General features: G+C 65.3%; 21 protein-coding genes and 3 pseudogenes. 18 read left to right on the top strand and 6 right to left on the bottom strand.

Annotation, left to right across the window (positions count from 1 at the left end; all coding sequences use genetic code 11):
- Positions 1-38 precede the first annotated feature (38 nt).
- From CU110_RS11305 to CU110_RS11285, 5 genes and pseudogenes are all read left to right on the top strand, one after another.
- Positions 39-359 (top strand): annotated as a pseudogene (locus tag CU110_RS11305) (PilZ domain-containing protein); the annotation flags it as partial.
- Positions 360-400: 41 nt separating this feature from the next.
- Positions 401-1,237, top strand: coding sequence for a TatD family hydrolase (locus CU110_RS11300; RefSeq protein ID WP_084209132.1), 837 nt, complete (start codon positions 401-403; stop codon positions 1,235-1,237).
- 43 nt (positions 1,238-1,280) lie between these two features.
- On the top strand, positions 1,281-1,931 hold the full coding sequence (locus CU110_RS11295; protein WP_084209131.1) for a DUF1285 domain-containing protein: 651 nt from the start codon (positions 1,281-1,283) through the stop codon (positions 1,929-1,931).
- A 39-nt stretch (positions 1,932-1,970) separates the two neighbouring features.
- Positions 1,971-3,878, top strand: a pseudogene (locus tag CU110_RS11290) (ATP-dependent helicase); the annotation flags it as partial.
- 273 nt (positions 3,879-4,151) lie between these two features.
- Entirely contained in the window at positions 4,152-5,093 is a 942-nt protein-coding gene (locus CU110_RS11285) for a sulfurtransferase (protein WP_084209130.1), read from the top strand.
- A gap of 10 nt (positions 5,094-5,103) precedes the next feature.
- On the opposite strand, the gene CU110_RS11280 is transcribed toward CU110_RS11285, so the two are convergent.
- Together CU110_RS11280 and CU110_RS11275 are read right to left on the bottom strand one after the other, a co-directional pair.
- Positions 5,104-6,339 (bottom strand): dicarboxylate/amino acid:cation symporter, encoded by a 1,236-nt coding sequence (locus tag CU110_RS11280; RefSeq protein WP_084209129.1) that lies wholly within the window; start codon positions 6,337-6,339, stop codon positions 5,104-5,106.
- Positions 6,340-6,429: 90 nt separating this feature from the next.
- Positions 6,430-7,900: pseudogene (locus tag CU110_RS11275) on the bottom strand (electron transfer flavoprotein-ubiquinone oxidoreductase).
- 441 nt (positions 7,901-8,341) lie between these two features.
- Between CU110_RS11275 and CU110_RS11270 the strand changes: the two are divergent.
- The 9 genes from CU110_RS11270 (at position 8,342) to CU110_RS11235 (ending at position 15,194) form a co-directional block, all read left to right on the top strand.
- Complete coding sequence (locus tag CU110_RS11270; RefSeq protein WP_084209127.1) at positions 8,342-9,094, top strand: electron transfer flavoprotein subunit beta/FixA family protein; 753 nt, start codon at positions 8,342-8,344, stop codon at positions 9,092-9,094.
- Positions 9,091-10,017 (top strand): FAD-binding protein, encoded by a 927-nt coding sequence (locus CU110_RS11265; protein WP_084209126.1) that lies wholly within the window; start codon positions 9,091-9,093, stop codon positions 10,015-10,017. Before CU110_RS11270 ends, CU110_RS11265 begins: the two co-directional genes overlap by 4 nt.
- A gap of 141 nt (positions 10,018-10,158) precedes the next feature.
- The gene (locus CU110_RS11260) at positions 10,159-10,965 is read left to right on the top strand and encodes a DUF3450 domain-containing protein (RefSeq protein ID WP_164850361.1); all 807 of its coding nucleotides are present in this window, start codon (positions 10,159-10,161) and stop codon (positions 10,963-10,965) included.
- Positions 10,962-12,311 (top strand): MotA/TolQ/ExbB proton channel family protein, encoded by a 1,350-nt coding sequence (locus CU110_RS11255; protein WP_127736049.1) that lies wholly within the window; start codon positions 10,962-10,964, stop codon positions 12,309-12,311. Before CU110_RS11260 ends, CU110_RS11255 begins: the two co-directional genes overlap by 4 nt.
- On the top strand, positions 12,304-12,903 hold the full coding sequence (locus CU110_RS11250) for a MotA/TolQ/ExbB proton channel family protein (RefSeq protein ID WP_127736046.1): 600 nt from the start codon (positions 12,304-12,306) through the stop codon (positions 12,901-12,903). The genes CU110_RS11255 and CU110_RS11250 overlap by 8 nt, the downstream gene beginning before the upstream one ends.
- Positions 12,896-13,294 (top strand): biopolymer transporter ExbD, encoded by a 399-nt coding sequence (locus CU110_RS11245; protein ID WP_077372126.1) that lies wholly within the window; start codon positions 12,896-12,898, stop codon positions 13,292-13,294. Before CU110_RS11250 ends, CU110_RS11245 begins: the two co-directional genes overlap by 8 nt.
- Before the next feature lies 1 nt (position 13,295).
- Entirely contained in the window at positions 13,296-13,754 is a 459-nt protein-coding gene (locus tag CU110_RS11240; protein WP_346427131.1) for a hypothetical protein, read from the top strand.
- A gap of 46 nt (positions 13,755-13,800) precedes the next feature.
- On the top strand, positions 13,801-13,977 hold the full coding sequence (locus CU110_RS18025; protein ID WP_346427130.1) for a TonB family protein: 177 nt from the start codon (positions 13,801-13,803) through the stop codon (positions 13,975-13,977).
- Positions 13,974-15,194: a hypothetical protein gene (locus CU110_RS11235; protein WP_127736043.1), complete on the top strand. Its 1,221-nt coding sequence runs from the start codon at positions 13,974-13,976 to the stop codon at positions 15,192-15,194. Before CU110_RS18025 ends, CU110_RS11235 begins: the two co-directional genes overlap by 4 nt.
- Positions 15,195-15,330: 136 nt before the next feature.
- On the opposite strand, the gene xthA is transcribed toward CU110_RS11235, so the two are convergent.
- Both xthA and CU110_RS11225 read right to left on the bottom strand, forming a co-directional pair.
- On the bottom strand, positions 15,331-16,143 hold the full coding sequence (gene xthA / locus CU110_RS11230) for an exodeoxyribonuclease III (protein WP_077372136.1): 813 nt from the start codon (positions 16,141-16,143) through the stop codon (positions 15,331-15,333).
- On the bottom strand, positions 16,143-16,409 hold the full coding sequence (locus tag CU110_RS11225) for a hypothetical protein (protein ID WP_077372139.1): 267 nt from the start codon (positions 16,407-16,409) through the stop codon (positions 16,143-16,145). Before CU110_RS11225 ends, xthA begins: the two co-directional genes overlap by 1 nt.
- Positions 16,410-16,770: 361 nt before the next feature.
- Between CU110_RS11225 and CU110_RS11220 the strand changes: the two genes are divergently transcribed.
- Both CU110_RS11220 and dinG read left to right on the top strand, forming a co-directional pair.
- A complete protein-coding gene (locus tag CU110_RS11220; RefSeq protein ID WP_084209121.1) occupies positions 16,771-18,075 on the top strand; it encodes a DEAD/DEAH box helicase in 1,305 nt (434 codons plus the stop codon).
- Positions 18,076-18,089: 14 nt separating this feature from the next.
- Entirely contained in the window at positions 18,090-20,228 is a 2,139-nt protein-coding gene (dinG, locus tag CU110_RS11215; RefSeq protein WP_084209120.1) for an ATP-dependent DNA helicase DinG, read from the top strand.
- Here the strand turns inward: dinG and CU110_RS11210 are convergent, their stop codons facing one another.
- Positions 20,229-21,317, bottom strand: a complete 1,089-nt coding sequence (locus tag CU110_RS11210) for a 3-deoxy-7-phosphoheptulonate synthase (protein ID WP_077372149.1) — start codon at positions 21,315-21,317, stop codon at positions 20,229-20,231. It lies immediately after the preceding gene.
- Between the two features lie 225 nt (positions 21,318-21,542).
- Here CU110_RS11210 and rpoE point away from each other — a divergent pair, with 225 nt between their 5' ends.
- Together rpoE and CU110_RS11200 are read left to right on the top strand one after the other, a co-directional pair.
- Positions 21,543-22,145, top strand: coding sequence for an RNA polymerase sigma factor RpoE (gene rpoE, locus CU110_RS11205; RefSeq protein WP_077372152.1), 603 nt, complete (start codon positions 21,543-21,545; stop codon positions 22,143-22,145).
- Positions 22,146-22,283: 138 nt separating this feature from the next.
- On the top strand, positions 22,284-23,006 hold the full coding sequence (locus tag CU110_RS11200) for a sigma-E factor negative regulatory protein (RefSeq protein ID WP_127736040.1): 723 nt from the start codon (positions 22,284-22,286) through the stop codon (positions 23,004-23,006).
- Positions 23,007-23,211: 205 nt separating this feature from the next.
- On the opposite strand, the gene CU110_RS11195 is transcribed toward CU110_RS11200, so the two are convergent.
- The gene (locus tag CU110_RS11195) at positions 23,212-23,463 is read right to left on the bottom strand and encodes a VF530 family protein (protein ID WP_127736037.1); all 252 of its coding nucleotides are present in this window, start codon (positions 23,461-23,463) and stop codon (positions 23,212-23,214) included.
- Position 23,464 lies beyond the last annotated feature (1 nt).

Below are 23,464 nucleotides of genomic sequence, written 5' to 3'. Positions count from 1 at the left end.
GAGACTGAATTCGCCGGATCACCGGCCGGAGGTGAAGGATGCACACCGCTCCACAGCAAGGCCAGAAGGCACTGTCGCTGACGATTCGCGACCAGAAGACATTGCTGGCCGCCTACATGTCGACTCTCGTGCGAGGCGGTATCTTCGTGCCGACCACCGAGCGCTACACCATGGGGCAGGAGGTCTACCTGCTGCTGACGTTGCCGGAAGAATCCGAGCGCATTCCGGTCACCGGTCGCGTGGTCTGGATCTCCCCCTCGGGTGTCGGCGGTCGCCGTACCGCAGGCATCGGCATCCACTTCAGTGAAGAGGACCGCCAGGTGCGTGATCATATCGAGAACCATCTGGCCGGCATGCTGGGCAAGGGCCACGCCACCTATACGCTATTGAGAGTTTCCGGATGTTTGTCGATTCGCATTGCCACCTTGATCGCCTCAAGCTTGAAGAACATGGCGGCAGCCTTGACGCCGTGCTGGACGCCGCACGCGCCCGTCACGTGCATCAATTCCTCGCCATCGCGGTCACGCTGGACGATGTGCCCGAGATCTCGGCCATCGCCCGACAGCATGACGATGTGGTGATTTCCGCCGGTGTGCATCCGCTGCATCAGGTAGACCCGGAGCCCTCGGTCGAGGACATCAAGAAGTGTGCCGAGCGCTTCGGTGCGGTGGCCATCGGCGAGACCGGCCTCGATTATCACTACGAGAGCGTCAGCCGTGAACTGCAATACGAGCGCTTCACGCGTCATCTGATTGCCGCGCGCGAGCTGGAGCTGCCGGTCATCATCCACACCCGTGAAGCCCGCGAGGACACCCTGGCGCTGATCAAGGAGCATACCGACCCCGCCGTGGGTGGCGTGCTGCACTGCTTCACGGAAGATCTGGACATGGCACGTGTCGCGGTGGGCCACGGTTTCATGGTGTCCATCTCCGGGATCGTCACCTTCCGCAATGCCGAGCATGTCCGCGAGCTGGCGCGCGCCATCCCGCTGGATCGCCTGTTGATCGAGACCGACAGCCCCTACCTGGCGCCGGTGCCGTACCGCGGCACCTCCAACGTGCCGGGCAACGTGGTCGAGGTCGCCGAATGCATCGCCGCCGAGCGCGGCATCACCGTCGATGAGCTGGCGATGCAGACCACCGCCAACTTCTATCGTCTGTTCCGCGCCGCCGCGCCGGAAGCCCCGGACAACGTTCGCGAAGCGCTGGCCAGCAGCGGCATGCTCATCGACGGATGAGCGCCCACGGGCAGCGTGACACGCCAGGCAGGGAGGAAATGTCATGAATCCAGCCGCCATTCTCACTCGATTGGGCGACAGGGCCGGCAAGGATGGGCCACTGCCACCGGTGGAGACCTGGCACCCGGAGCACTGCGGCGAGATGGATCTCGTCATCCGCGCCGATGGTCGCTGGGTGCATGAAGGCACGCCGATCGGTCGTGCACGGCTGGTGCACATGCTGTCGCGGGTCATGCGGCGCGAACCCGATGGCAGCTACTGCCTGGTCACGCCGGCGGAGAAGGTCACCATTCAGGTCGAGGATCGCCCCTTCCTGGCGGTGGATTGCTCCCGTGTCGAGTCTGAACCTGATCAGACACAGCCTGGTCAGACACAGCCTGGACAGGCAGCACCCGGAGAGGCTGAGCCTCAGCCTCAGCCGGACATCTGGCAGCTGGTCACCGACCAGGGCGATATCGTGCGGCTGGAAGGGGATACCCGCCTGACGCTCAGCGAGACACCGGATGGCCTGTGGTTGCCGGAAGCGCCGGTGCGCTTCGGACTCGCCGCTCGTCTGCATCGCAATCTCTACTATCGTCTGCTGGAAGAGGCCGAGATGCGCGAGCTGGACAATGGCGATCAGGCACTGGGCTTCATGAGCGACGGCCACTGGCAGATGCTCGGCGTACTGAGTGCCCGAGATCTCGACACCTGAGCCACCCGGTCTCGCCGCTCGCGCAGCGCCGTCGGCCAGCTGACGCAACGGCTGACGGATCAGCAGCGTGCCGTGGTGGCACATCGCGGACGACACGCACGGGTCGCGGCGGTGGCAGGGTCTGGCAAGACCACCACGCTGGTGGCGCGAGTGCTGAGTCTGCTGGCGGAAGGCATTCCGGCGCAGCGGATTCTGGTGCTGATGTTCAACCGCTCGGCGCGCGAGGACTTCGTCGCCAAGCTGGCGCAGTCGGCGCCACCGGGTACGCGCCTGCCGGATGTCCGCACCTTCCACTCCATCGGTCATCGCCTGACCACTACGCTGGTGCGCTGGGGGTGTCTGGCGCCGCGCGAGCTGATCCAGCAGGACTGGGCGTTGGAGCGGCTGCTCAAGCAGGCCGCCCAGCGTGCTCTGGGCGATGCCGACCGCGCCGATCGTGAGGCGGCACTGGAAGGTGAGCGTCTCGAAGCGCTTGCCCAGTTCTGTGATCTGGTCAAGGCCGAGATGTGCGAACCGACGCTGCTGTACGAGCGCATGAACCTTGGTGAGCACACCGGTCACTTCGTCGAGTCCTTCGCCCAGCTTGAGCAGCTGCTCGAGCAGCATGGCCAGATGACCTATGCCGATCTGCTCTACCGGCCGCTGCGTCAGCTGGAGAAAGAGCCGGAGACCCGTGCGCGCATCCAGGGGCATCTGCAGCACGTCATCATCGATGAGTATCAGGACATCAATGAGGCGCAGCAGCGCATGCTGGCGCTGCTGGCCGGTGCGCCGTCCACTGCGGCTTCCTCGCCGGCAGTCACCGGCGAATCATCCAGCACCGTGGCAGAAGTCATGGCGGTAGGTGACGCCAACCAGTGCATCTATGAGTGGCGTGGCGCCCGCCCTGATTACATGCTGACGCGTTTCGCCGAGAGTTTCCCGTCCCCGCTGGACTTCCCGCTCAGTTACACCTTTCGCCATGGTCATCGTCTGGCATTGGCGGCCAATCACGCCATTGCCGCCAATGCGCGCCGACCGGATCAGCTGTGTCTGGCTGCACCCGGCACACCGCCGACACGGTTGTTCGAAGGGCAGGGGGCCGCCAGTCTGGTCGCGGCGCTGACCGCCTGGCGGGACGCCGGGCGCAGCGGTGCCGAGGCCGCCGTGCTGGTGCGCAGCTGGGCGCTGTCGGTGCCGGTGCAGCTGCAGTTGCTGAAGGCCGGGATTCCCTTCCGTCTCGGGCAGGGCGATCGCTTCGTGTTCCGCCTGCCACTGGTGCAGGCGCTGGCAGGCTATCTGGAGCTTGCGCGTGACGCCACGCGGCTGCGTGACCCGGCGCATCTGATGTTGCTGTTCACCCAGCCCACCGCCTTCGTCGCGCGCGAGCGCCTCGAGCGTCTGTGTCAGCAACTGGCCGACAGCCAGCGCTGGCCGCGCAAGGAAGACCCGATGCTCGAAGGGCTCAAGCCGCTGCAGCGCCGCAACCTGCACAAGCGCTGGAAGCTGTTGTGTGATCTCCCTTCGCTGGGCGACTGGGCACCCGCGCGGCTGCTGCGGCACGTGGTCGATGAGCTGGAAGCCGACAAGGTGCTGAGACGGGCCGCGGCCCGACGGGACAAGGGCGAGGAGGACGTGCGTCTGCTGGACGTACTGATCGAGCAGGCGGGGGAGCTTGCCAACGACCCCGAGGCCTTCGTCAACCTGCTGCGCAATCCGGTCGAGGATGCCGCCGATGGCGTGCTGATCACCACGGTCCATGGCGCCAAGGGGCTGGAATGGCCGCTGGTAGGCCTCTGGGGCATGAACGAAGAGGACTTCCCGGCCTACTCGCGCGACAACCCGCTGTCGCCGGAGCGCCTCGAGGAAGAGCGACGTCTGTGCTATGTCGGCGTGACCCGTGCTCGTGAACAGCTGCATCTGTGGCGGGATGGCGGGACCCATGCGCCGAGTCGCTTCCTGGCGGAACTGTGCGTGGAGGACTGCTCCCGCCTCGGTGACTGGATTCACGGTGCGGGCAAGCGTGCCAAGCTCGCTCGCCAGCAGGTCGGTGAGGGCGACGCACCCAGTCGCGAGGCGTCCTCTGAAAATACCGAGACCCTGCGCGTGAGCGCGCCAGCCCTTGGCGAGGCCTATCTGGCGCGCCTGCCGTTGGTACGTCATGGCATCACGCCGCCGACGCTTGAGGCCTCGCCCAGGCCCAGGGCCGAGCAACAGAGCAAGCCCTGGAAAGGAGTTCCCATGGCCCAGTATCCCGATCCTGCCGCACTGGCGGCAGCCTCCGTCTCCACCTCATCGTTGCTGGCCCCGGACCAGCGGCAGGCACCCTTGATCGACGCCAGTCAGCTGGTGACCCAGCTGGCGATGGCAGGGCTCAAGTCCCCCGTGGTACTGGATTGCCGCGCTCGCCTCGAGGATGGCGAGGCGGGCGAGCGGATGTGGCGTGAAGGGCACCTGCCAGGGGCCATCCATGTCGATATGGAACGTGATCTTTCCGCGCCCGTGCGCGAGGACGGCGTGGGCGGTCGTCATCCACTGCCGTCGCACCAGGCGACAGCCGAGCTGTTTCGCCGTCTCGGCATCACGCCCGAGCAACAGGTGGTGGTCTATGACGACATGGGCGGCCAGATGGCGGCGGCGCGCCTGTGGTGGATGCTGACCTGGGCCGGGCATCCGGATGTGCGTGTTCTGGATGGCGGCATCCAGGCCTGGAATCAGGCCATGGGCGAGCTCAAGCGCGCTCCCTCCCAGCCAGTGACCTCCGAGCCCAGTGACTGGCAGCCGAGCTTTGACGACAGCCTGCTGGTCACTGCCGAGGAGGTGGTGGGCAGTCAGGCGGTGCTGCTGGATGCCCGGGGTGAAGCGCGCTTTCGCGGTGAGCAGGAGCCGGTCGACCCGGTGGCCGGCCATATCCCCGGCGCCCTGTGTCGCCCGACCCCCGGCAATCTCGAGGCCAATGGTCGCTTCAAGGACCGCATGAGCCTGATGCGCGAGCTGCGCCGGACATTGCCGGATGACAGCGCCGTGATCGCCTATTGCGGTTCCGGCATCAGCGCCTGTCAGAATATCCTGGCCTTCGCGATCGCGGGACTGCCGCTGCCGCGTCTGTACGCCGGCTCCTGGAGCGACTGGATCAGTGACGCCGAGCGCCCGGTCGCCACCGGCGAGGCCAGCGAAGGGTAGCCGTGCGCGCTCAGGCTGGCGTCTTGGGCTCCGCGGCGGGCTTGCGCGACTCGAAGCGCTCCAGCAGGGCGGCGTTGGCGCAGTTGCCCATCACGTTGAGGGCGGTGCGCAGGCCGTCGGTGAAGCGGTCGACGCCGGCGACCACGGCCACGCCCTCCAGCGGCAGGCCCGCCGCGCCCAGCACGGTGGTCATCGCGACCAGCCCGGCACCCGGCACGCCGGCCGTGGAAAAGCTGACCAGCAGACCGGTGGTGAAGACGGTGATCACCAGTGACGTCGTGACGTCGATACCGAACAGCTGCGCCACGAACAACGCATTGAAGCCCTGCAGCACGGCGGCGCCATCACGCTTGAGCGCGGTACCGAAGGGCAGCGCGAAGCTGGCCAGGGATTCCTGCATGCCGTAGTCGCGTGCATTGCCCAGCGCCAGCGGCAGGGTGGCACCGGAACTGGCGGTACCGAAGGCGAAGCCCAGGCTCTGGCCGAAGTGGCGCATGAAGGCCAGCGGGCGGGCACCGGTCACGGCCAGCAGCACCAGATAGAGCAGTGCCATCAAGGCCAGCGCGATGATCAGACCGATCACGTACATGCCCAGCCGCATCAGCAGATCCAGCCCCTGGGTGGCGATCACCGAGGTGATCAGCGCGAAGACACCAAGCGGGGCCAGCTTGAGCACGAAGGACAGTACCTTGAGGCTGACGGTGTAGCCGCTTTCGATCACGCGATGCAGCGGCGCGCTTTCTTCCGGCAGGGCACGCATCGCCAGGCCGATCAAGGCGGCCGCGAAGATGACCTGCAGCAGGCCGCCGCCACCCAGCGCCGTGAAGGGGTTGTTGGGCACCAGGCCCACCAGCCATTGGGCGATGCTGTCGGCGTTGCGGCCTTCAGGCGCCGAGTCCACCAGGCTCTCGGCACCGCTGCCCGGGCTGAGCCAATGAGCGACCAGCATGCCCAGCGTCAGCGCCACGGCGCTGGTGACCACGTAGCTGCCCAGCAGACGCCCGGCATGGCGGCCCACGTCGGCACCGCCTTCGCGACTGGTCAGGCTGAGGATGAGGGCACCGAAGACCATCGGTACCACCACGAACTGCAGCAGACGCAGGAAGATCTGGCCTACCGGCGTCAGCAGGTTGGCGTCGAGCCAGGCGACACTGCCCTCGGGCAAGGCACCTGCTCCGGCGTTCAGGGCAAGGCCGCTGAGGATACCCAGCCCCAGGGCGAGCAGTATCTGACGAGTGACGGACATGGTGGCTCCGAAGCAAGGGGGGAGGCCAGAAACGACAACGCCGCCGCGGCAGGGCCACGGCGGCGTTGTCAGCTGGCGGGCAGCGATGGGTCACATGTTCGGATAGTTGGGGCCACCGCCACCTTCCGGGGCGACCCAGGTGATGTTCTGCGCCGGGTCCTTGATGTCACAGGTCTTGCAGTGCACGCAGTTCTGGAAGTTGATCTGGAACTGCGGCTCACCGGCTTCCTCGACGATCTCGTAGACCCCGGCGGGGCAGTAGCGCTGGGCCGGCTCAGCGAAGCGCGGCAGGTTGTCACGCACCGGTAGCGCCGGGTCTGCCAGACGCAGGTGACACGGCTGGTCTTCCTCGTGATTGGTGTTGGAGAGAAACACCGAGGACAGCTTGTCGAAGGACAGCTTGCCGTCCGGCTTGGGATACTCGATCTTCGTGCATTCATCCGCCGGGCGCATGCGCGCGTAGTCCGGGGTGGTGTCATGCAGGGTCGGCAGTCGGCCGCCCATCAGCTGGTCGAGGAAGTTGTAGGCGCCACCGAGGAAGGTGCCGTACTTGTGCATCGCCGGGCCGAAGCTGCGCGAGGCATCCAGCTCCTCATGGGCCCAGCTGTCCTGGAAGCGCTTGCCGAAGTCGACGAGGTCCTCGCCACCCTCATCGCCGCTCTTGATGGCGGCGAACACGCTCTCCGCCGCCAGCATGCCGGACTTCATCGCGGTGTGCAGGCCCTTGATCTTGGCGAAGTTGAGCGTACCGGCGTCACAGCCGATCAGCAGGCCACCCGGGAAGCTCATCTTCGGCAGGCAGTTGAGGCCGCCCTTGGCGATGGCGCGCGCCCCGTAGGAGACCCGCTTGCCGCCTGCCGTGGACTACCAGCCCCGGCTGATGCTGCTCGGCCGGGACATCCCACAGCTCCTTGAGGCCGATGCCGTAATGTTGGGCATCGGCGCCCTTGTCGAGAGAGAAGCGCGAGATCAGCTGCTTGCCCAGATGTCCGCGGCAGCCCTCGGCGAACAGGGTGTACTTGCCGCGCAATTCCATGCCCGGCATGTGGCCATCCTTTTCACTGCCATCGGCGGCCACGCCCATGTCGCCGACCACGATGCCGCGCACCGTGCCATCCTCGCCATGCAGCACTTCCTGAGCGGCGAAGCCCGGGAAGATCTCGACGCCCAGTTCCTCTGCCTGCTCGCCCAGCCAGCGGGTCAGGTTGCCGGCGCTGATGATGTAGTTGCCATCGTTGTGCATGGTCTTGGGAACCAGTGCATTGGGGATGACCTGTGCCTTCTGGTCATCCTTGAGCAGCACGACTTCATCACGGGTCACGGCGGTATTGAGCGGCGCGCCGCGCTCGGCCCAGTCGGGGAAGAGTTCGGTGAGTGCGCGTGGCTCCAGCACTGCGCCTGACAGGATATGGGCGCCGACTTCAGAGCCTTTCTCGACCACGCAGACCGTCAGTTCGTGCTCCGCCTCATTGGCCTGCTGCATCAGTCGACAGGCCGCCGACAGGCCGGAAGGCCCGGCACCGACGATGACGACGTCGAAATCCATGAATTCGCGTTCCATGACCCGTCTCCTCAATCTTGATGCCCTGTATCAGGCCCCGCGGATCCGGCGGGGTGGGCGTATCACGATCAGTCGTTGCTGATCGCAGGGCTATTGATCTTCGGCGGCGCGCGGCGCAAGGCAGCCGCATAGCATGCCGCAACAGTAGCATTTAAAACGACCGTTTGTTTATTATGCTTGGGTCTGACGTAATAGCCACACGGCGTGTTGCAGGATATCGCCTGACGGGTTTCATGTCCGGGCACCCGGATGGTGGCTTTCCGGTTTGACCCCGACCCCCAATTCTGCGCAAGATGCCCCCATGAGAATGATGGGGTGCCGTGACGCGGTGCTTGTCAGCACGACCTATTTTGGATGATATTCACCTATCAAACGCTTGCATGAATCGAGCGGGGGCGCCTCGAGCAGCCTCTCGCTCCATGAGAGATCAGCGAGGACACCATGAAAGTACTCGTCGCGGTGAAACGCGTCATCGATTACAACGTCAAGATTCGCGTCAAGGCGGATCAGTCTGACGTGGATCTGACCAACGTCAAGATGGCCATGAACCCCTTCTGCGAGATTGCCGTGGAAGAAGCGGTACGCCTGAAGGAAAAAGGCGTGGCGACCGAGGTCGTGGCCGTGACCATCGGGCCGAAGGCCGCCCAGGAACAGCTGCGTACCGCGCTGGCGCTGGGGGCAGATCGCGCCGTGCAGGTGATGACCGATGACGCCGTCGACTCTCTGGCAGTGGCCAAGCTGCTGGCCAAGGTGGTCGAGGAAGAGCAGCCTGGCCTGGTGATTCTCGGCAAGCAGTCCATCGATGCCGACAACAACCAGACCGGCCAGATGCTGGCGGCGCTCACCGGCATGGGGCAGGGCACCTTCGCCTCCGAGGTGGTGGTCGACGGCGAGAGCGTCAACGTCACTCGTGAGATCGACGGGGGTCTGCAGACCGTCAAGCTCAGCCTGCCGGCGGTGGTCACCACGGACCTGCGCCTCAACGAGCCGCGCTACGCCAAGCTTCCGGACATCATGAAGGCCAAGAAGAAGCCGCTGGACCTCAAGACGCCAGAAGAGCTGGGTGTCTCCACGGCCTCGAAGGTCACGCTGGTCAAGGTGACGCCGCCGGCCGAGCGCCAGGGTGGCGTCAAGGTCGGCTCCGTCGATGAGCTGGTGGACAAACTCAAGAATGAAGCAAAGGTGATCTCATGAGCATTCTCGTCATTGCCGATCATCACGATGGCCAGCTGACAGGTACCACTGCCAGTGTGGTAGCGGCTGCCAGCGCCATCGGTGGCGATATCGATGTTCTCGTCGCGGGGGAAGGTGTCGGGAGCGTTGCCGAGCAGGCCGCGAAGCTTGCCGGCGTCAAGCGTGTGCGCGTGGCGGACAACGCGGTCTACGCCCATCAGCTGGCGGAGAATGTCTCGGCACTGGTCGTGGCGCTGGCGGACGACTACAGCCATGTGCTGTCCGGTGCTTCCACCACGGCCAAGAATTTCATGCCGCGCGTGGCAGCGCTGAAGGACGTCGCACAGATTTCCGAGATCATCGCGGTCGAGAGTGCCGATACCTTCCTGCGTCCGATCTATGCCGGCAACGCCATCGCGACCGTCAAGAGTGACGACGTTCTGAAGGTGATCACCGTGCGTGCCACCGGCTTCGACCCGGTGGCGGCTGACGGCCAGGCGGCCATCGAGGCGGTGGATGTCGTCGAGGATGCCGGTGTCTCCAGCTTCGTCAACGAGACGCTGGCCGAGAGCGAGCGTCCGGAGCTGGGTGCTGCCAAGGTGGTGATCTCCGGTGGCCGCGGCATGGGCAACGGTGAGAACTTCGCTCTGCTCGACGGCATCGCCGACAAGCTGGGCGCCGCCATCGGTGCCTCACGTGCCGCCGTGGATGCCGGTTTCGTGCCCAACGACATGCAGGTCGGTCAGACCGGCAAGATCGTTGCCCCGGACCTGTACATTGCCGTCGGCATCTCCGGTGCGATCCAGCACCTGGCGGGCATGAAGGACTCCAAGGTCATCGTCGCGATCAACAAGGATGATGAGGCGCCGATCTTCCAGGTTGCCGACTACGGTCTGGTCGGTGATCTGTTCGAGGTGCTGCCGGAGCTGGAAGGCAAGCTGTAAGAGTGCGGATCGAGATCAATTGATAATTGTTCTTGTTTGTAATACCGTCCCTGCCAGTGATTTGCATTTCCACTCGCGATTCTCTGGCAGCATGGCCAGTGACCGAGGATGCAACCCAGTCTTGTTCTTCAGGAGATGTCCGTGCGGCGTTCCACTTCTTTCTCTTTCCCGAGGGCGCGCGCGTTTGGCGGCATGCTGCCCGCGCTGGCGCTGATGGTGCCTCTGTGTGCCACGAGTCTGCCGGTTCATGCACAGACGCTGCGTGACAGTGCGGCGAGTCATCAGCAGACCCAGGGGGAGTTGCAGTCGCGCATCGACGCGGCTGACGACGAGACCCGCGAATTGCTGGTGAGGCTGCGCGAGGCGCGTCAGGAAGCGGCGCGTCTGGAAAGCTATACCGCGGAACTGACCCCGCTCAATGCCGACCGTGCCGCGCGAATCGAGCGTCAGCGCACGGCGCTCGAGAATCTCGAGGCCACCCGCGAGTCCTTGCCGGGCCTGCTGCGTGAGCAGGTCAATGAGCTGGAAGCGTTCATCGAGCAGGACCTGCCCTTCCTGAAGGAAGAGCGTCTGGCGCGTGTCGCACGGCTGCGCGACAACCTGTCCAACGCCAGTCTCACCAATGACGAGCGCCTCGATCAGCTGCTCAATGCCTGGCAGCAGGAGCTGAGCTACGGCCAGGGCCTGGATACCTGGCGTGCGGGGCTGATCGGTGCGGAGGACACCGAGGTGCAGTATCTGCGTGTCGGTCGCGTGGGGCTTTATTACCTGACGCTGGATGGCCAGCACGGCGGGGCATGGAAGACGCAGAATGACAGCTGGCAGGTACTGGATGACAGTGCGCTGAGCGAGCTGCGCCAGGGAATCAGCATGGCGCGTGACCAGCAGGCACCGTCACTGCTCACCTTGCCGCTGTCCGTCCCGGTGGAAAACGTGGAGCTGCCGTGACCGGCTCCGCGGCACAGGCACTGAGCGTCGAGCAGTTCGAGCAGGCGGCCAGTCAGGCGGAAGGTCGTGATCAGACACGCCTGGAGACGTTGCTGTCGGACAGTGACGCGCTCAAGGCGGCCGTGGCCAAGGCCGAGGCGCAACGTGACAGCCTGCGCGAGAAGCGCGAGACCCTTGAAGCCGAAGCGAAGCAGCAGCAGGCGACCCTCAGTGGTCTGGATGACGAGCGCCAGGCGCAGCAGGGGGATCTCGGCCAGGTCTTCACGGTGGCGCGCAAGCATGCGCGGGAAGTCCGTGAAGGGGTGGCCGGCAACTGGTTGCTGGCCGGTGGGCAGGCCCGACTGCCGGACCTTGGTCCGCGGGATGAAGTGCCCGGTCGTGAGCGACTCGCGGCCCTGACGGCCGACATCGGCAGCATCGCCCGCGAAAGTGGCCGTGCGCTGCGTTTCAAGGCACCGCTGGCCGGTGCCGATGGCAGCATCAAGCCACGTGAGATCGTGCGTGTCGGCGAGCAGATGGCCTTCAGTGGCGATCTGCTGCTCTCACCGTTGTCCGATGACAAGGCCGTGGATGGTGCAAGCGCACTGGAAAGTCTCGGCCTTGCCGGCAAGACACCGGCGACCATGCGTGATCAGCTGGCGGCGTTCAATGCCGGCGATACCGATCGACTCGATTTCGATCCCACCGGGGGTGATGTCACCCGCGCCCTGTCACGTGCGCCGGGGCTGACCGAGCGACTCAAGCAGGGCGGGGCGGTCGGTTACGTGATCGTCGGGCTTGGCGTGCTGGGGCTGATCATCGCGCTGATCCAGCTGGTGCGCCTGACGGCCACGCGGCGCGCGGTCAAGCGTCAGGAAGCGGATCTGACCCAGCTCAAGGATGACAACCCGCTGGGCCGCGTGCTGACCCGCTTTGAAGGCATGCGTCATGATCATGAGCCGGAAGCGCTGGAAGCGCGTCTCGATGAGGCGCTGCTCGCCGAGCAACCGAAGCTGGAACGTGGTCAGGCACTGGTCAAGTTGCTGGCGGCCATCGCGCCGCTGCTGGGTCTGCTGGGCACCGTGACCGGCATGATCGGCACCTTCCAGTCGATCACCGTCTTCGGTACCGGCGATCCGAAATTGATGGCCGGCGGCATCTCCCAGGCATTGGTGACCACCGTGCTGGGTCTGATCACCGCCGTGCCGCTGCTGTTCGCGCAGACCGGTATGTCGAGCCTGTCGAAGGGGCTGATGGGGCGCCTGGAAGGGCGTGCCAGTGCGCGTCTGGCGGATCACCTCGAGCGTCGTGCGCCCGCCGCCGCGGCGACGGCCAATGCCCGCACGCGGGAAACCGAGCATGCCTGAGTCGCTGGCCTCTTCTTCCCTGTTGCCCGGTGCGCTGGCACCGGTCATGCGGCTGGTGGATAGCGGCGGGCCTCTGATCGTGGTGATCTGCCTGATCGCCATGCTGCTGTTCGGTCTGGCGCTGGAGCGCGGCCTTTACTGGCGGCTGGTGCATCGGCCGGCACGCCGCCAGTTGATCCACGACTGGGTGGCGCGCAGCGAGCACCACAGCTGGTCGGCGCTCACTCACCGCGAGGTACTGACCCGTGAGCTGCTGTCACGCCTGCGCGCGCCGTTGCCGTGGCTCAAGCTGCTGGTGATGATCTGCCCGCTGGCGGGCCTTTTGGGCACCGTGACCGGCATGATTCACGTCTTCGATTCCCTGGCGATCGCCGGTACCGGCCAGGCGCGAGCGATGGCCGATGGCGTGGCCCGTGCCACCTTGCCGACCCTGGCCGGCATGGCGGTGGCGGTGGTGGGACTGTTGTTCGTGACCCGTTTCGAGCGTGTCGTGCGTCGTGAGGACCAACGCCTGCACGACCGCCTGGCGCGCGCCGTGGATGATGCCCGCAAGGGCAAGTCCTCTGATACAAGCGAGACACCGCATGCGTAGACGTCGCATGGAAGCCGCGGAAGACAGCGGCGAGATCAACCTGACGCCAATGCTGGATGTCGTCTTCATCATGCTGATCTTCTTCATCGTCACCACCAGCTTCGTCAAGGAGTCGGGGGTCGAGATCCAGCGCCCCGAGGCCTCGCATGCCACGGCACGTCCGGATGCGGCCGTGATGGTGGCGATCACCGCCGAGGGCGCGGTATGGGTCGATGGCAAGCCGGTGGACGCCCACCGTGTCGGGGACGCGGTGGCGGAGCTGGCCGACGGCCAGCCGGTGGTGATCCAGGCGGATCGTCAATCGCGGACCGGGCTGCTGGTGGAGACGATGGATGCGCTGCGCAGTGCGGGAGTGCAGGACATCGCGGTCGCGGCATCGAAAGGCGAATGACATGACGCGACGTCTGTATGCCAATCGACTGATCGGATTGCTGGGCGGAGCCCTGCTGGCGCTGGCCCTGTTCTATGCCCTGGCACTGCTGGTGGCGCCGCCGGTGAACGATGCGCCGGCGCCTGAGCCGCTGTCGGTCTCGACCGTTCAGGCGCCTGAAGAGGCACCCGCCCCTGAAGCGGCGCCGGCAGAGGCCTTGCCGACACCACCGGCCGAGCCACCGCCGCCGCCTAAAGCGGCACCGATGCCGTCACCAGAGGTGACAAGCACGGTGGCGATCCCTGAGGTCAAGACACCACTGCCGCCAACGCCGGAGCTGACGCTGGATGACAGCCTGCCGCCACTGGAGGTGAAGCGTCCGCCGAGACCGACACCGGATCCGAAACCCAAGCCAACGCCGAAGCCCGGCACCCGCGGCGCAAGGGGGCTCGCCCCGCCCGACGCTGCGCACGGCGCCTGAGTACCCCAGTCGTGCACGCCGGCGTGGCATCGAGGGCTTCGTCGAGGTGGCCTTCGTGATTCGTCCGGATGGCAATGTCGATGGCAGTTCGCTGAGGGTGGTGCGTGCAGAGCCTTCCGGTGTCTTTGATCGCGCCGCGATGAAGGCTATCGCGCGCTGGGAGTTCCCGGCGGCCCAGACAGCGCGTCAGGCGCGTCAACGGCTTGAGTTCCAGTTGCGTTGAGGCAACCCCGCGGCGGGCGTCGCCTGACGCGCGTGACCCTGGTCTCCACCTGTCTGATGCTGATGATGGAGGTCGGGGGCGTCGCCACCGCGAATGGGGCAATGCGCGTGTCGGCGGAGGTCGCGGGGCAGCTGCGTACGCTCCAGTCACGGTTGGAGGAGGGGGATTACGACGAGGTCGGCGAGCGTGCCGAGCGGGAAGCCCGTCAGCAACGTGGCGAGGTGCGTGCGCTGTATCTGTCGTTGGCCGCCAGTGCGCGGGCAAGACAAGGGGATCAGGCCCAGGCGGCGCGTCTCTATGGCGAAGCGCGCCGGTTGCCGGGCGTCGATGCCAGTCAGGCGCGCAAGTGGCTGCGGCGCGAAGCCATGCTGAGATTGCGGGCGGGAGAGCAGGAAGCCGGTACCGCACGTCTGGCGGAGTACCTGCATGGTGGCTCGGCGAGTGCCGATGATCTGTGGCTGGCCGTCAGCCTGGAAGCCAACCGTGGCCAGTGGTCGCGGGCCGAGGACTGGCTGGAGCGCGCCAGCAGAGCGAGTGCGCCTGAAGGCGATCGTCTGAAACTTGCCGTCAGCGTCTATCAGCAGACGGGACGACATGCTGCGGCGGTGGCACTGGTCGAGCAGGGACTTGGCGAATCGCGGGATGCGCAGGACTGGCAGCGCGCCGTGGCGCTCTATCAGCGTCTCAATCAGCAGCGGCGTGCGGCGAGTACCTGGGAAGCCGCCTGGGCGGCGGGAATCGTCAGTGGGCGCGAGGCCTATCAGCAGCGCATCGATCTGCAATTGGCCGCCGGCGCGCCGGCGCGGGCCGCGGAGTTGATCGAGGCGGGACTTTCGACGTCGGCAACTCCCGAGGGGCAGCCGTTGCTGGTAGACACGCCGTTACTGCGTCGTCAGCTGGCAGAGGCCTGGACCTCGGCGCGCGACATCGAGCACTCGCTGACGGCGTGGGCGACGGTTTCCGAGCAGAGTGGCCGTGTCGAGGATGCTCGGCAGCTGGCGGAACTGGCCTATGACTGGGGGCGCTGGGATATCGCGAGCGGTGCCCTGGCCAGTGCCGGTGAGCGCGGGGATGATTCCGCGCGCCACTGGTTGCTCAGCGGTGTGGTCGCCCGTCAGCTTGACCAGCTGGACCCCGCGCGTGAGGCCTTCAAGAAGGCGCAGGCACGCGGCGCCGAAGAGGCCGATGACTGGCTGAAGTCACTCGCGCAGCGCTGAGGCGCCCACCCCCGCGACTCCTGGCTGTCTGACCGGCAGTGCAACGAAAACGCCGCCTTTCCTGATCGTCCTGAGACGGGGGAAGGCGGCGTTTGCGTATCTGGCGATCGTGTTCGCGCTGGCGTTGCTCAGCGTGTCAGCCGATATCGGTCCAGACGGGCGCGTGGTCCGATGGCTTTTCCATGCCACGCAGCACGTAATCGACACCGGAATCCTTGATCAGCGGGGTCAGGCCCGGGCTGGTCATGATCAGGTCGATGCGCAGGCCGCGTCTGGGCTCGCGCTCGAAGCCACGCGAGCGATAGTCGAACCAGCTGAACTGGTCATCGACTTCCGGGTGCACGTGACGGAAGCTGTCGGTCAGGCCCCAGGCGTAGAGGCGCTCCATCCACTCGCGCTCGATGGGCTGGAAGCTGGTCTTGCCTTCGCGCAGCCAGCGCTTGCGGTTGGGCTCGCCGATGCCGATGTCGCGGTCGGTGGCCGAGATGTTGTAATCGCCCATCACCACCACGTGCTGATCGGGGGTGTGGTCCTCTTCCAGCAGGCGGAACAGCTGCTGATAGAAGCGCGTCTTGTAGGGAAACTTCACCGGGTGCTCGACATTCTCGCCCTGGGGGAAGTAGCCGTTGTAGACGATCAGCGGTTCGCCGTTCGGGCCGTCGATCTCGACGCCGATCATGCGCTTCTGGGCATCTTCGCTGTCATCGGGCATGCCGTAATGCACCTTCTTCGGCACCTGGCGGGTCAGCATCGCGACGCCGTAGTGGCCCTTCTGGCCGTGCCAGACCACGTGATATCCCAGTGCCTCGATGTGCGCGTGGGGAAACTCGCTGTCCTGCACCTTGGTTTCCTGCAGGCCGATGACGTCCGGCTGATGCGCCTCGATCAGCGCTTCCAGCTGATGCGGACGCGCACGGATGCCATTGATGTTGAAGGACACCAGTCGCATCACGCCTTGCCTCCCTCATCATTCCCGCCCTTGTCGTCCTGCTCGGCAGGGGCGTCCGGATGCAGCGGCAGCAGCGGGGCGGCGTTCATGCGTTCCAGCTTGGCGGCTGCCTGGCTCTTGCGCTGATCCTTCTTCTTGGCCACATAGCGAGGTCCGGAATGTACCTGATCCGGATTCTCGGCGCGCCACTTCTTGAAGTCCTTGCGGCGGCCGGTGCGAATCTGCACCTTGTCGGCGATGGAGCGGCTCTTCTTTCTGCGTGTCATCTTCGGGCTTTCCTGTTCGGTGTCAGCAGTCGCCAGCCTCGGGCCCCTGCCGAACATTCGGGCAGGGGAGATCCGGATGCGTGAATCCGTTCAGAACAGGTGAGAGCATTCGTGCATGTCTGCACCCGGGGCCTGCGTGGCCCTGGAGACGCATACCCCCGAAGGGGAGCAGACAGGCACGGGATGACTCCCAATCCGGCAAAGGCGCATGCAGCCCGAGACGACCGCTTGTCACAAGCGGGTCAGGCGAACCAGGTGAGACCACTGGGCATGACGAACCATCCGGGTGTGGCCTGTCGTGGCGAGATTCCGAGAGCGGCCCGCGCCTGTCGCATATGAACCCTTGAAAAGAACGGATTACATGAGCGAGACGGATCAGACCCAGCCAGCCGCTGAGCAGACTCAGCAAGAGCCGCAGGACCCGAACCAGAAGCCCAGAAAGCCCAAGCGTCGCCGCCGCAAGCCGCGTCGCTCCCAGTCCAAGTGGAACCTTGATCAGTTCCAGGTCGCGCCGGTCGCCGGTCAGTGGCGCTTCCACGATTTCGATCTGCCGCTGCCGTTGATGCGTGCCATCCAGAAGGCCGGTTTCGAATACTGCACCCCGATCCAGACCCAGACCTTCGAGAAGGCGCTGCTGGGCGGTGACGTGGTCGGGCGCGCCCAGACCGGCAGCGGCAAGACGGCTGCCTTCCTGATCGCCACGCTGGCCTACTTCCTGGAAGAGAAGGCGCCGGAAGGTCAGAAGCCGGGTGCCCCGCGTGCCGTGATCATCGCGCCGACCCGTGAGCTGGCGCTGCAGATCGAGAAGGATGCCAAGGCATTCTCCGAATTCGCGCGCATCTCCGTGGCCTGCGTGGTCGGCGGGATGGACTACCAGAAGCAGCGTGAGCGTCTCGAGCGCAAGGTCGACCTGCTGGTCGCCACGCCGGGTCGCCTGCTGGACTTCCATACCAAGCGCGATGTCGATCTCTCCGAGACCGAAGTGCTGGTGGTCGACGAGGCCGACCGCATGCTGTCGATGGGCTTCATCCCGGACGTCAAGCGCATCATCCGCGCCACACCGCGTGCCGAGGAGCGCCAGACACTGCTGTTCTCCGCCGAGCTGTCCTCCGACGTGCTGGGCCTGGCAGAGCAGTGGACGCATGAGGCCGCTCAGGTGGCGGTGGAGCATGAAGCCGCGGCCGCCATCCCGGCGGACAACGCGGGCGTGCAGGCCTACACCGTCAGCGACGACGACAAGCTGCGACTGCTGGTCAAGCTCGTCGAGCAGGACGCGCTGGAGCGCGTGGTGGTGTTCGGCAATACCCGTGCGCTGGTGCGTCGCATCGATGCCGCTCTGCGTGAGGCAGGCATCGAGGTGGCGCTGATGTCGGGTGCCGAGACCCAGACGGCACGTCTCGAGGCGCAGGAAGCCTTCCGCAACGGCAAGCTCAAGGTGCTGGTGGTCAGTGACGTGGCCGGGCGGGGACTGCCGCTGGAAGATGCCACCCATGCCATCAACTTCACGCTGCCGGAGGTGCCGGAAGACTACGTGCATCGTGCCAGCTTCAGTGACGTGAGCCTGATCAGCTTCATCGGCGAGGAGGATGTGTTCTCCCTGCCGGAGATCGAGGAGTACATCCAGGAAACGCTGCCCCGCGAGCAACCGCCACAGGGCATGCTGTGACGGAGAGACACGCAATGCTGGAAGACAGTCTCAAGGGCGAGATTCAGACCGCCTATCGCAAGCTGCTTGAGGGGCTTGAGCTGACGCCGCGCTATGGACAGCGGCTGATGATCGCCGAGATTGCACGCACCCTGGGCAACATCGAGCAGAATCCGGAAGGGTATCGCCTCGGCAACGAGCACGTCTGCGTGCTGGAGGCCGGTACCGGTACCGGCAAGACGCTCGCCTACCTGCTCTCCGCGCTGCCGGTCGCCAAGGCACGCGGCAAGCGGCTGGTGGTCTCCACCGCGACCATCGCGTTGCAGGAGCAGGTCATGCATCAGGACCTGCCGGCGCTCAAGAAGCATTCGGGGCTGACCTTCGACTATGCGCTGGCCAAGGGGCGGCGGCGCTATCTGTGCGTACAGAAGCTGGATCAGGCGCTGGAAGGCGTCGAGGACAACCCGACCATGGCGCTGTTCGAGCGCGACATGATCGCCAGCGATGGCGGCAGCTTCGTGGAGCTGGCCGGCAAGATGGCCGAGGACTATGCCAGCGGCGAGTGGGCCGGGGACCGCGACAGCTGGCCGCTGCAGGTCGAGGATCGCGACTGGGCGCGGCTGACCACGGACCACCGCCAGTGCACCAATCGCCGCTGCAGCCACTTCTCGGCGTGCGCCTTCTTCCGTGCCCGCCGTCAGCTGGAGCAGGCCGACATCATCGTCGCCAACCATGATCTGGTGCTGGCGGATCTCTCGCTGGGCGGCGGGCTGGTGCTGCCCTCGCCCAGTGATTGCATCTACGTCTTCGATGAGGCGCATCACCTGCCGGACAAGGCGCTGGATCACTTCCACCACCGCACGCCGATCAATCAGACGCTGCGCTGGCTGGGCAATCTCAAGAAGTCGCTCACCGAGCTGAACGCGGCGCTGGGCAGTCAGCCGACCATCGGGCGCCTGCTGGCGCGCATGCCGGAGTTGCTGGCCGACATCGAGCCGCGGCTGGGCGAGGTGTTCGGGTTGGGCCACCAGCTGGCTGACCTGCCGGAGGGGGCGGGCGATGATGCCACCAATCATCGTTTCGAGCGCGGCCAGGCACCGCAGGCGCTCAAGGAGTTGGGGCACAATCTGCTCAAGGGCTTCGCGGAGCTGTCACGGGCGCTGGAGCAGATCGCCGATATCCTGCGCGAGAGTCTGGACCCGGAGAAGGCGACAGGCCTGCCCAAGGAGAATGCTGAGGACTGGTTGCCGCTGGTGGCCCTGCTGCATGGACGTGCGCTGGAAGCCCATGCGCTGTGGGAGGCCATCGGCCTGAGCGACCCCGCGGATGGCCCGCCGCATGCGCGCTGGCTGACCTTCGAGCGCTTCAATGGCGAACCGGAGATGACCGTCTCGGCCAGCCCCGTCTCGGCGGCGGAGACCCTGGCGCGCCACCTGTGGGGGACCTGTTTCGGCGCGGTACTGACGTCCGCGACCCTGACGGCGCTCAACCGCTTCGAGCGCCTGCAGGAGCGCGCTGGTCTGGCCAATCGCTATCGCTATCAGCGACTGCCCAGCCCGTTCGATTATGGCAAGGCGGTGCTGGCCATCCCGCGCGAGGCGGTAGAACCGTCGCCGCCCGGCCCGCATGAGCAGGCGATCGTCGATTTCGTCAATGCGCTGGATGTGCGCGAGGCGGTGCTGGTGCTGTTCAGTTCGCGCAAGCAGCTGGCGGCGGTCAACAAGGCGCTGGACAACGAGACCCGCAAGCGGGTGCTGGCCCAGAGTCGCCTGCCCAAGCACGAGCTGCTCAGTCAGCACCGCAAGGCGGTGGATGGTGGTCGCGGCAGCATCATCTTCGGTCTGGCGAGCTTCGCCGAGGGGATCGATCTGCCCGGCAAGTACCTGACCCATGTGGTGATCACGCGGCTGCCGTTCGCGGTGCCGGATGACCCGGTCGGTGCGACGCTTGCAGAGTGGATCGAGTCGCGAGGCGGCAATCCGTTCATGCGCATCGCGGTGCCCGATGTGTCCATCAAGCTGGTACAGGCCTGCGGGCGCCTGATCCGCAAGGAGGCCGATGAGGGGCGCATCACGATTCTGGATCGGCGCATTCTGACCAAGCGTTACGGTCAGCAGCTGATCGAGGCATTGCCGCCCTTCGTGCGCGAGATTGACGGCGTACGTCAGAACTGATCAGGCTTCGGCGGACTGCTCGAGACGGGCGCGCAGGGCGTCCTTGAGCTTGGTGTCCATGGTCTTGAAGGTCTCTTCGGTGGTCGCCCAGTCGATGCAGGCATCGGTGATGGAAACGCCATATTCCATCTTGCTGCGGTCGGCATTGATCTTCTGGGCGCCCCAGTTGATGTGCGACTCGACCATCAGGCCCATGATGGAGCGGTTGCCCTCGAGAATCTGCTGAGTGACGTTTTCCAGCACCAGCGGCTGCAGGCCCGGGTCCTTGTTGGAGTTGGCGTGGGAGCAGTCGACCATCAGATTGGCGGTGACGCCGGCCTTGGCCAGTTCCTGCTCGGCCAGGGCGACACTGACGCTGTCATAGTTCGGCTTGCCGTTGCCACCCCGCAGCACGACGTGGCCGTAGGCGTTGCCGCGGGTGCGGATGATCGCGACCTGACCGGCCTGATTGATGCCCAGGAAGTTGTGGCCGTGGGAGACGGACTGCAGGGCGTTGACGGCGACATCCAGCGAGCCGTCGGTGCCGTTCTTGAAGCCGACCGGGCATGAGAGGCCAGACGCCATCTCACGGTGAGTCTGGGATTCGGTGGTGCGCGCGCCGATGGCGGACCAGCTGATGCAGTCCTGCAGGTACTGCGGGGAGATCGGGTCCAGCGCTTCAGTGGCCAGCGGCAGGCCCATCTCGGCCAGTTCGACCAGCAGGCCGCGGGCGATGTGCAGGCCTTCCTCGATCTCGAAGGAATCGTTGAGGTGCGGGTCGTTGATCAATCCCTTCCAGCCGACCGTGGTGCGCGGCTTCTCGAAGTAGACGCGCATCACGATGTAGAGGCTGTCCTTGACCTCTTCCGCGAGCACCTTCAGGCGGCGAGCATAGTCGCGGGCGGCGTCCAGGTCATGGATGGAGCAGGGGCCGACCACCACCAGCAGGCGCGGATCCTCGCCGTCCAGAATGCGCTGGATGGTGCGACGGCCTTCGATGACGGTCTGCTCGGCCTTGTCGGTCAGCGGGATGTCCTGCTTGAGCGCCTGCGGAGTGATCAGTACATCCTGGGACAGGACGTTGAGGTTGTTGACGTGCTGTTCTGACATGACGGTGTCCTGAGCGTTGTTCGGTCCGCAGTCAGTCGTAAAGTAATCGTTACACTTGAGCGAGTCAGCGTCGCCAAACACGGTCATCTCAGGCGTAGGCATGGAAAACCTGTGGCTTTGGCCACCACGTGTCTTGCCGTGCAAATGATAAACAGGAACACTGTGCGTTGATTTTGGTCGCCCGAACGGGAGCGGTGCCTCCACTCCCGCGGAGGGAGCGAGTGAATGAGTGTCAATGAGACAGATCAGCAGCTGGTCGAGCGCGCCCAGAAAGGGGATAACCGCGCCTTCGATCTGCTGGTCAACAAGTATCAACACAAGATTCTCGGCCTGATCAGCCGTTATGTGCATGATCATGCCGAAGTCCAGGATGTCGCCCAGGAAGCTTTCATCAAGGCCTATCGCGCCTTGCCCAATTTCCGGGCGGAGAGCGCCTTCTATACCTGGATGTATCGCATCGCCATCAATACCGCCAAGAATCATCTGGTCTCGCGGGGGCGGCGTCCCCCGGGGACGGATCTGGACATCGGGGATGCCGAGGTGCTGGATCAGTCCGGGCGTCTGGCGGATGTCGAGACACCGGAAGCGGCCATGGCGCGTGACGAGCTGGAGAAGGTGGTGTTCGATGCTATCGAGAAATTGCCGGAAGACCTGCGCACCGCCATCACGCTGCGCGAGTTCGACGGTCTGTCCTATGAGGATATCGCCGAGGTGATGCAGTGCCCGGTGGGGACCGTTCGCTCACGCATCTTCCGTGCTCGCGAATCGGTGGACAAGGCCATCCAGGGGCTGCTCAGTCCTGCTGCAGCTGGGGCGGTAGCTGACTGATCTGTCGAGAAAACTCATCAAAAACAATGGCTTGTTCAGATAGTGCATGAAAAGTGAATGTTTTCTGAATGAATCGCGGAACGAACTGGCGCGCGCGTGATCATAGTGTGCAGCTGTCGAGTGTGAGGGTATTTACGCATGAATCTTAAGACCACCGAATCCGTGAAGGAGTCGCTGTCCGCGCTGATGGATGCGGAGGGTGACGAGCTGGATCTGCGACGTGTCCTCAAGGGGCTCGACGAATCGCCTGAGGCGGCAGACACCTGGCGTCGCTATCATCTTGCGCGCAGCGTCATGCACCGCGAGCGCGAGAGCAGCTTCACCATGGATATCTCGGCGGCCGTGAGTGCCGAGGTCGAGATGATCTCCCGTGAAGCGCCGGTTGCCGAACCCGTGGCCGAGCGCCGCAGCCTCTTCTCCTTCGCAGGCTCTGCCGCGATCGCGGCGGGTGTCGCGGTGATGGTGATCACCGGTGTGCAGGTCTTCAACGGCACTGACACCGGCGTGCCGAGCCTCAACGGCTCAGGCGCGGAGCTGGCCAGCGGGGCTTCAGGCCTGCAGGGGCGCCAGGGCGCGGTGCATCAGGTCAGCCAGCCGTCCGTGAATGCCGAGGCTTCCCAGTGGGCACAACCGAGTGCTGCAGGCGGCCTGATGCAGGTCGGCGTGACGGCTTCTCCGTCGCGTCCCATGTTCATGGCCCCGCAGAATGGCGGTTATGAATCCGGCATGTCGTCCAGCAACGTCGCGGCGGCGGATCTTGCCCAGCGTCGACTGCTTGAAGCGTACCTGAGCAAGTCGTCCGAGCGCGGCCCCGTGCCGGAGCGCAGCGAATGGATCAGTCTGCAGGATGTCGCCCAGTAACCTTCGCGGGATGACTGGCCTGCGATGGCGTCGTTGCCAGGGTAGGTGAAAGCAGCAAGTGGCGACAGGAAAAGAGGGGCAGCCAATGGCTGCCCCTCTTTTTGCGTCTGCATATCCTGGTTGCGCCCGCATATTCTGGTTGCGCCCGCATATCCTGGTCGCGTCCGGTCAGCGCCGTCACCTGGCGGTGTGGCCACTCTCCGCCTCAGTCATGTAGATAGCGATCTGCCGTCTGGATGTAGAGCGCCTCGACCTTGGCGCGTGCCCAGGGCGTGCGTCGCAGGAACTTGAGGCTGGAGTTGATGCTGGGGTCACTCAGGAAGCAATTGATGGGGATCAGTTCGCCCAGCGTCTCGAATCCGTAATGGTCGACCAGCCAGGTCAGCAACGCCTTGAGGGTGACCCCGTGCAGGGGGTCGAGACGCGAGGTGGAGGGTGGCGTTTCAGGAGTCGGCAAG

The organism is Cobetia sp. ICG0124, from assembly GCF_004006355.1.
GTDB lineage: Bacteria > Pseudomonadota > Gammaproteobacteria > Pseudomonadales > Halomonadaceae > Cobetia > Cobetia marina.
This window is presented reverse-complemented; position numbering and strand designations above follow the sequence as displayed.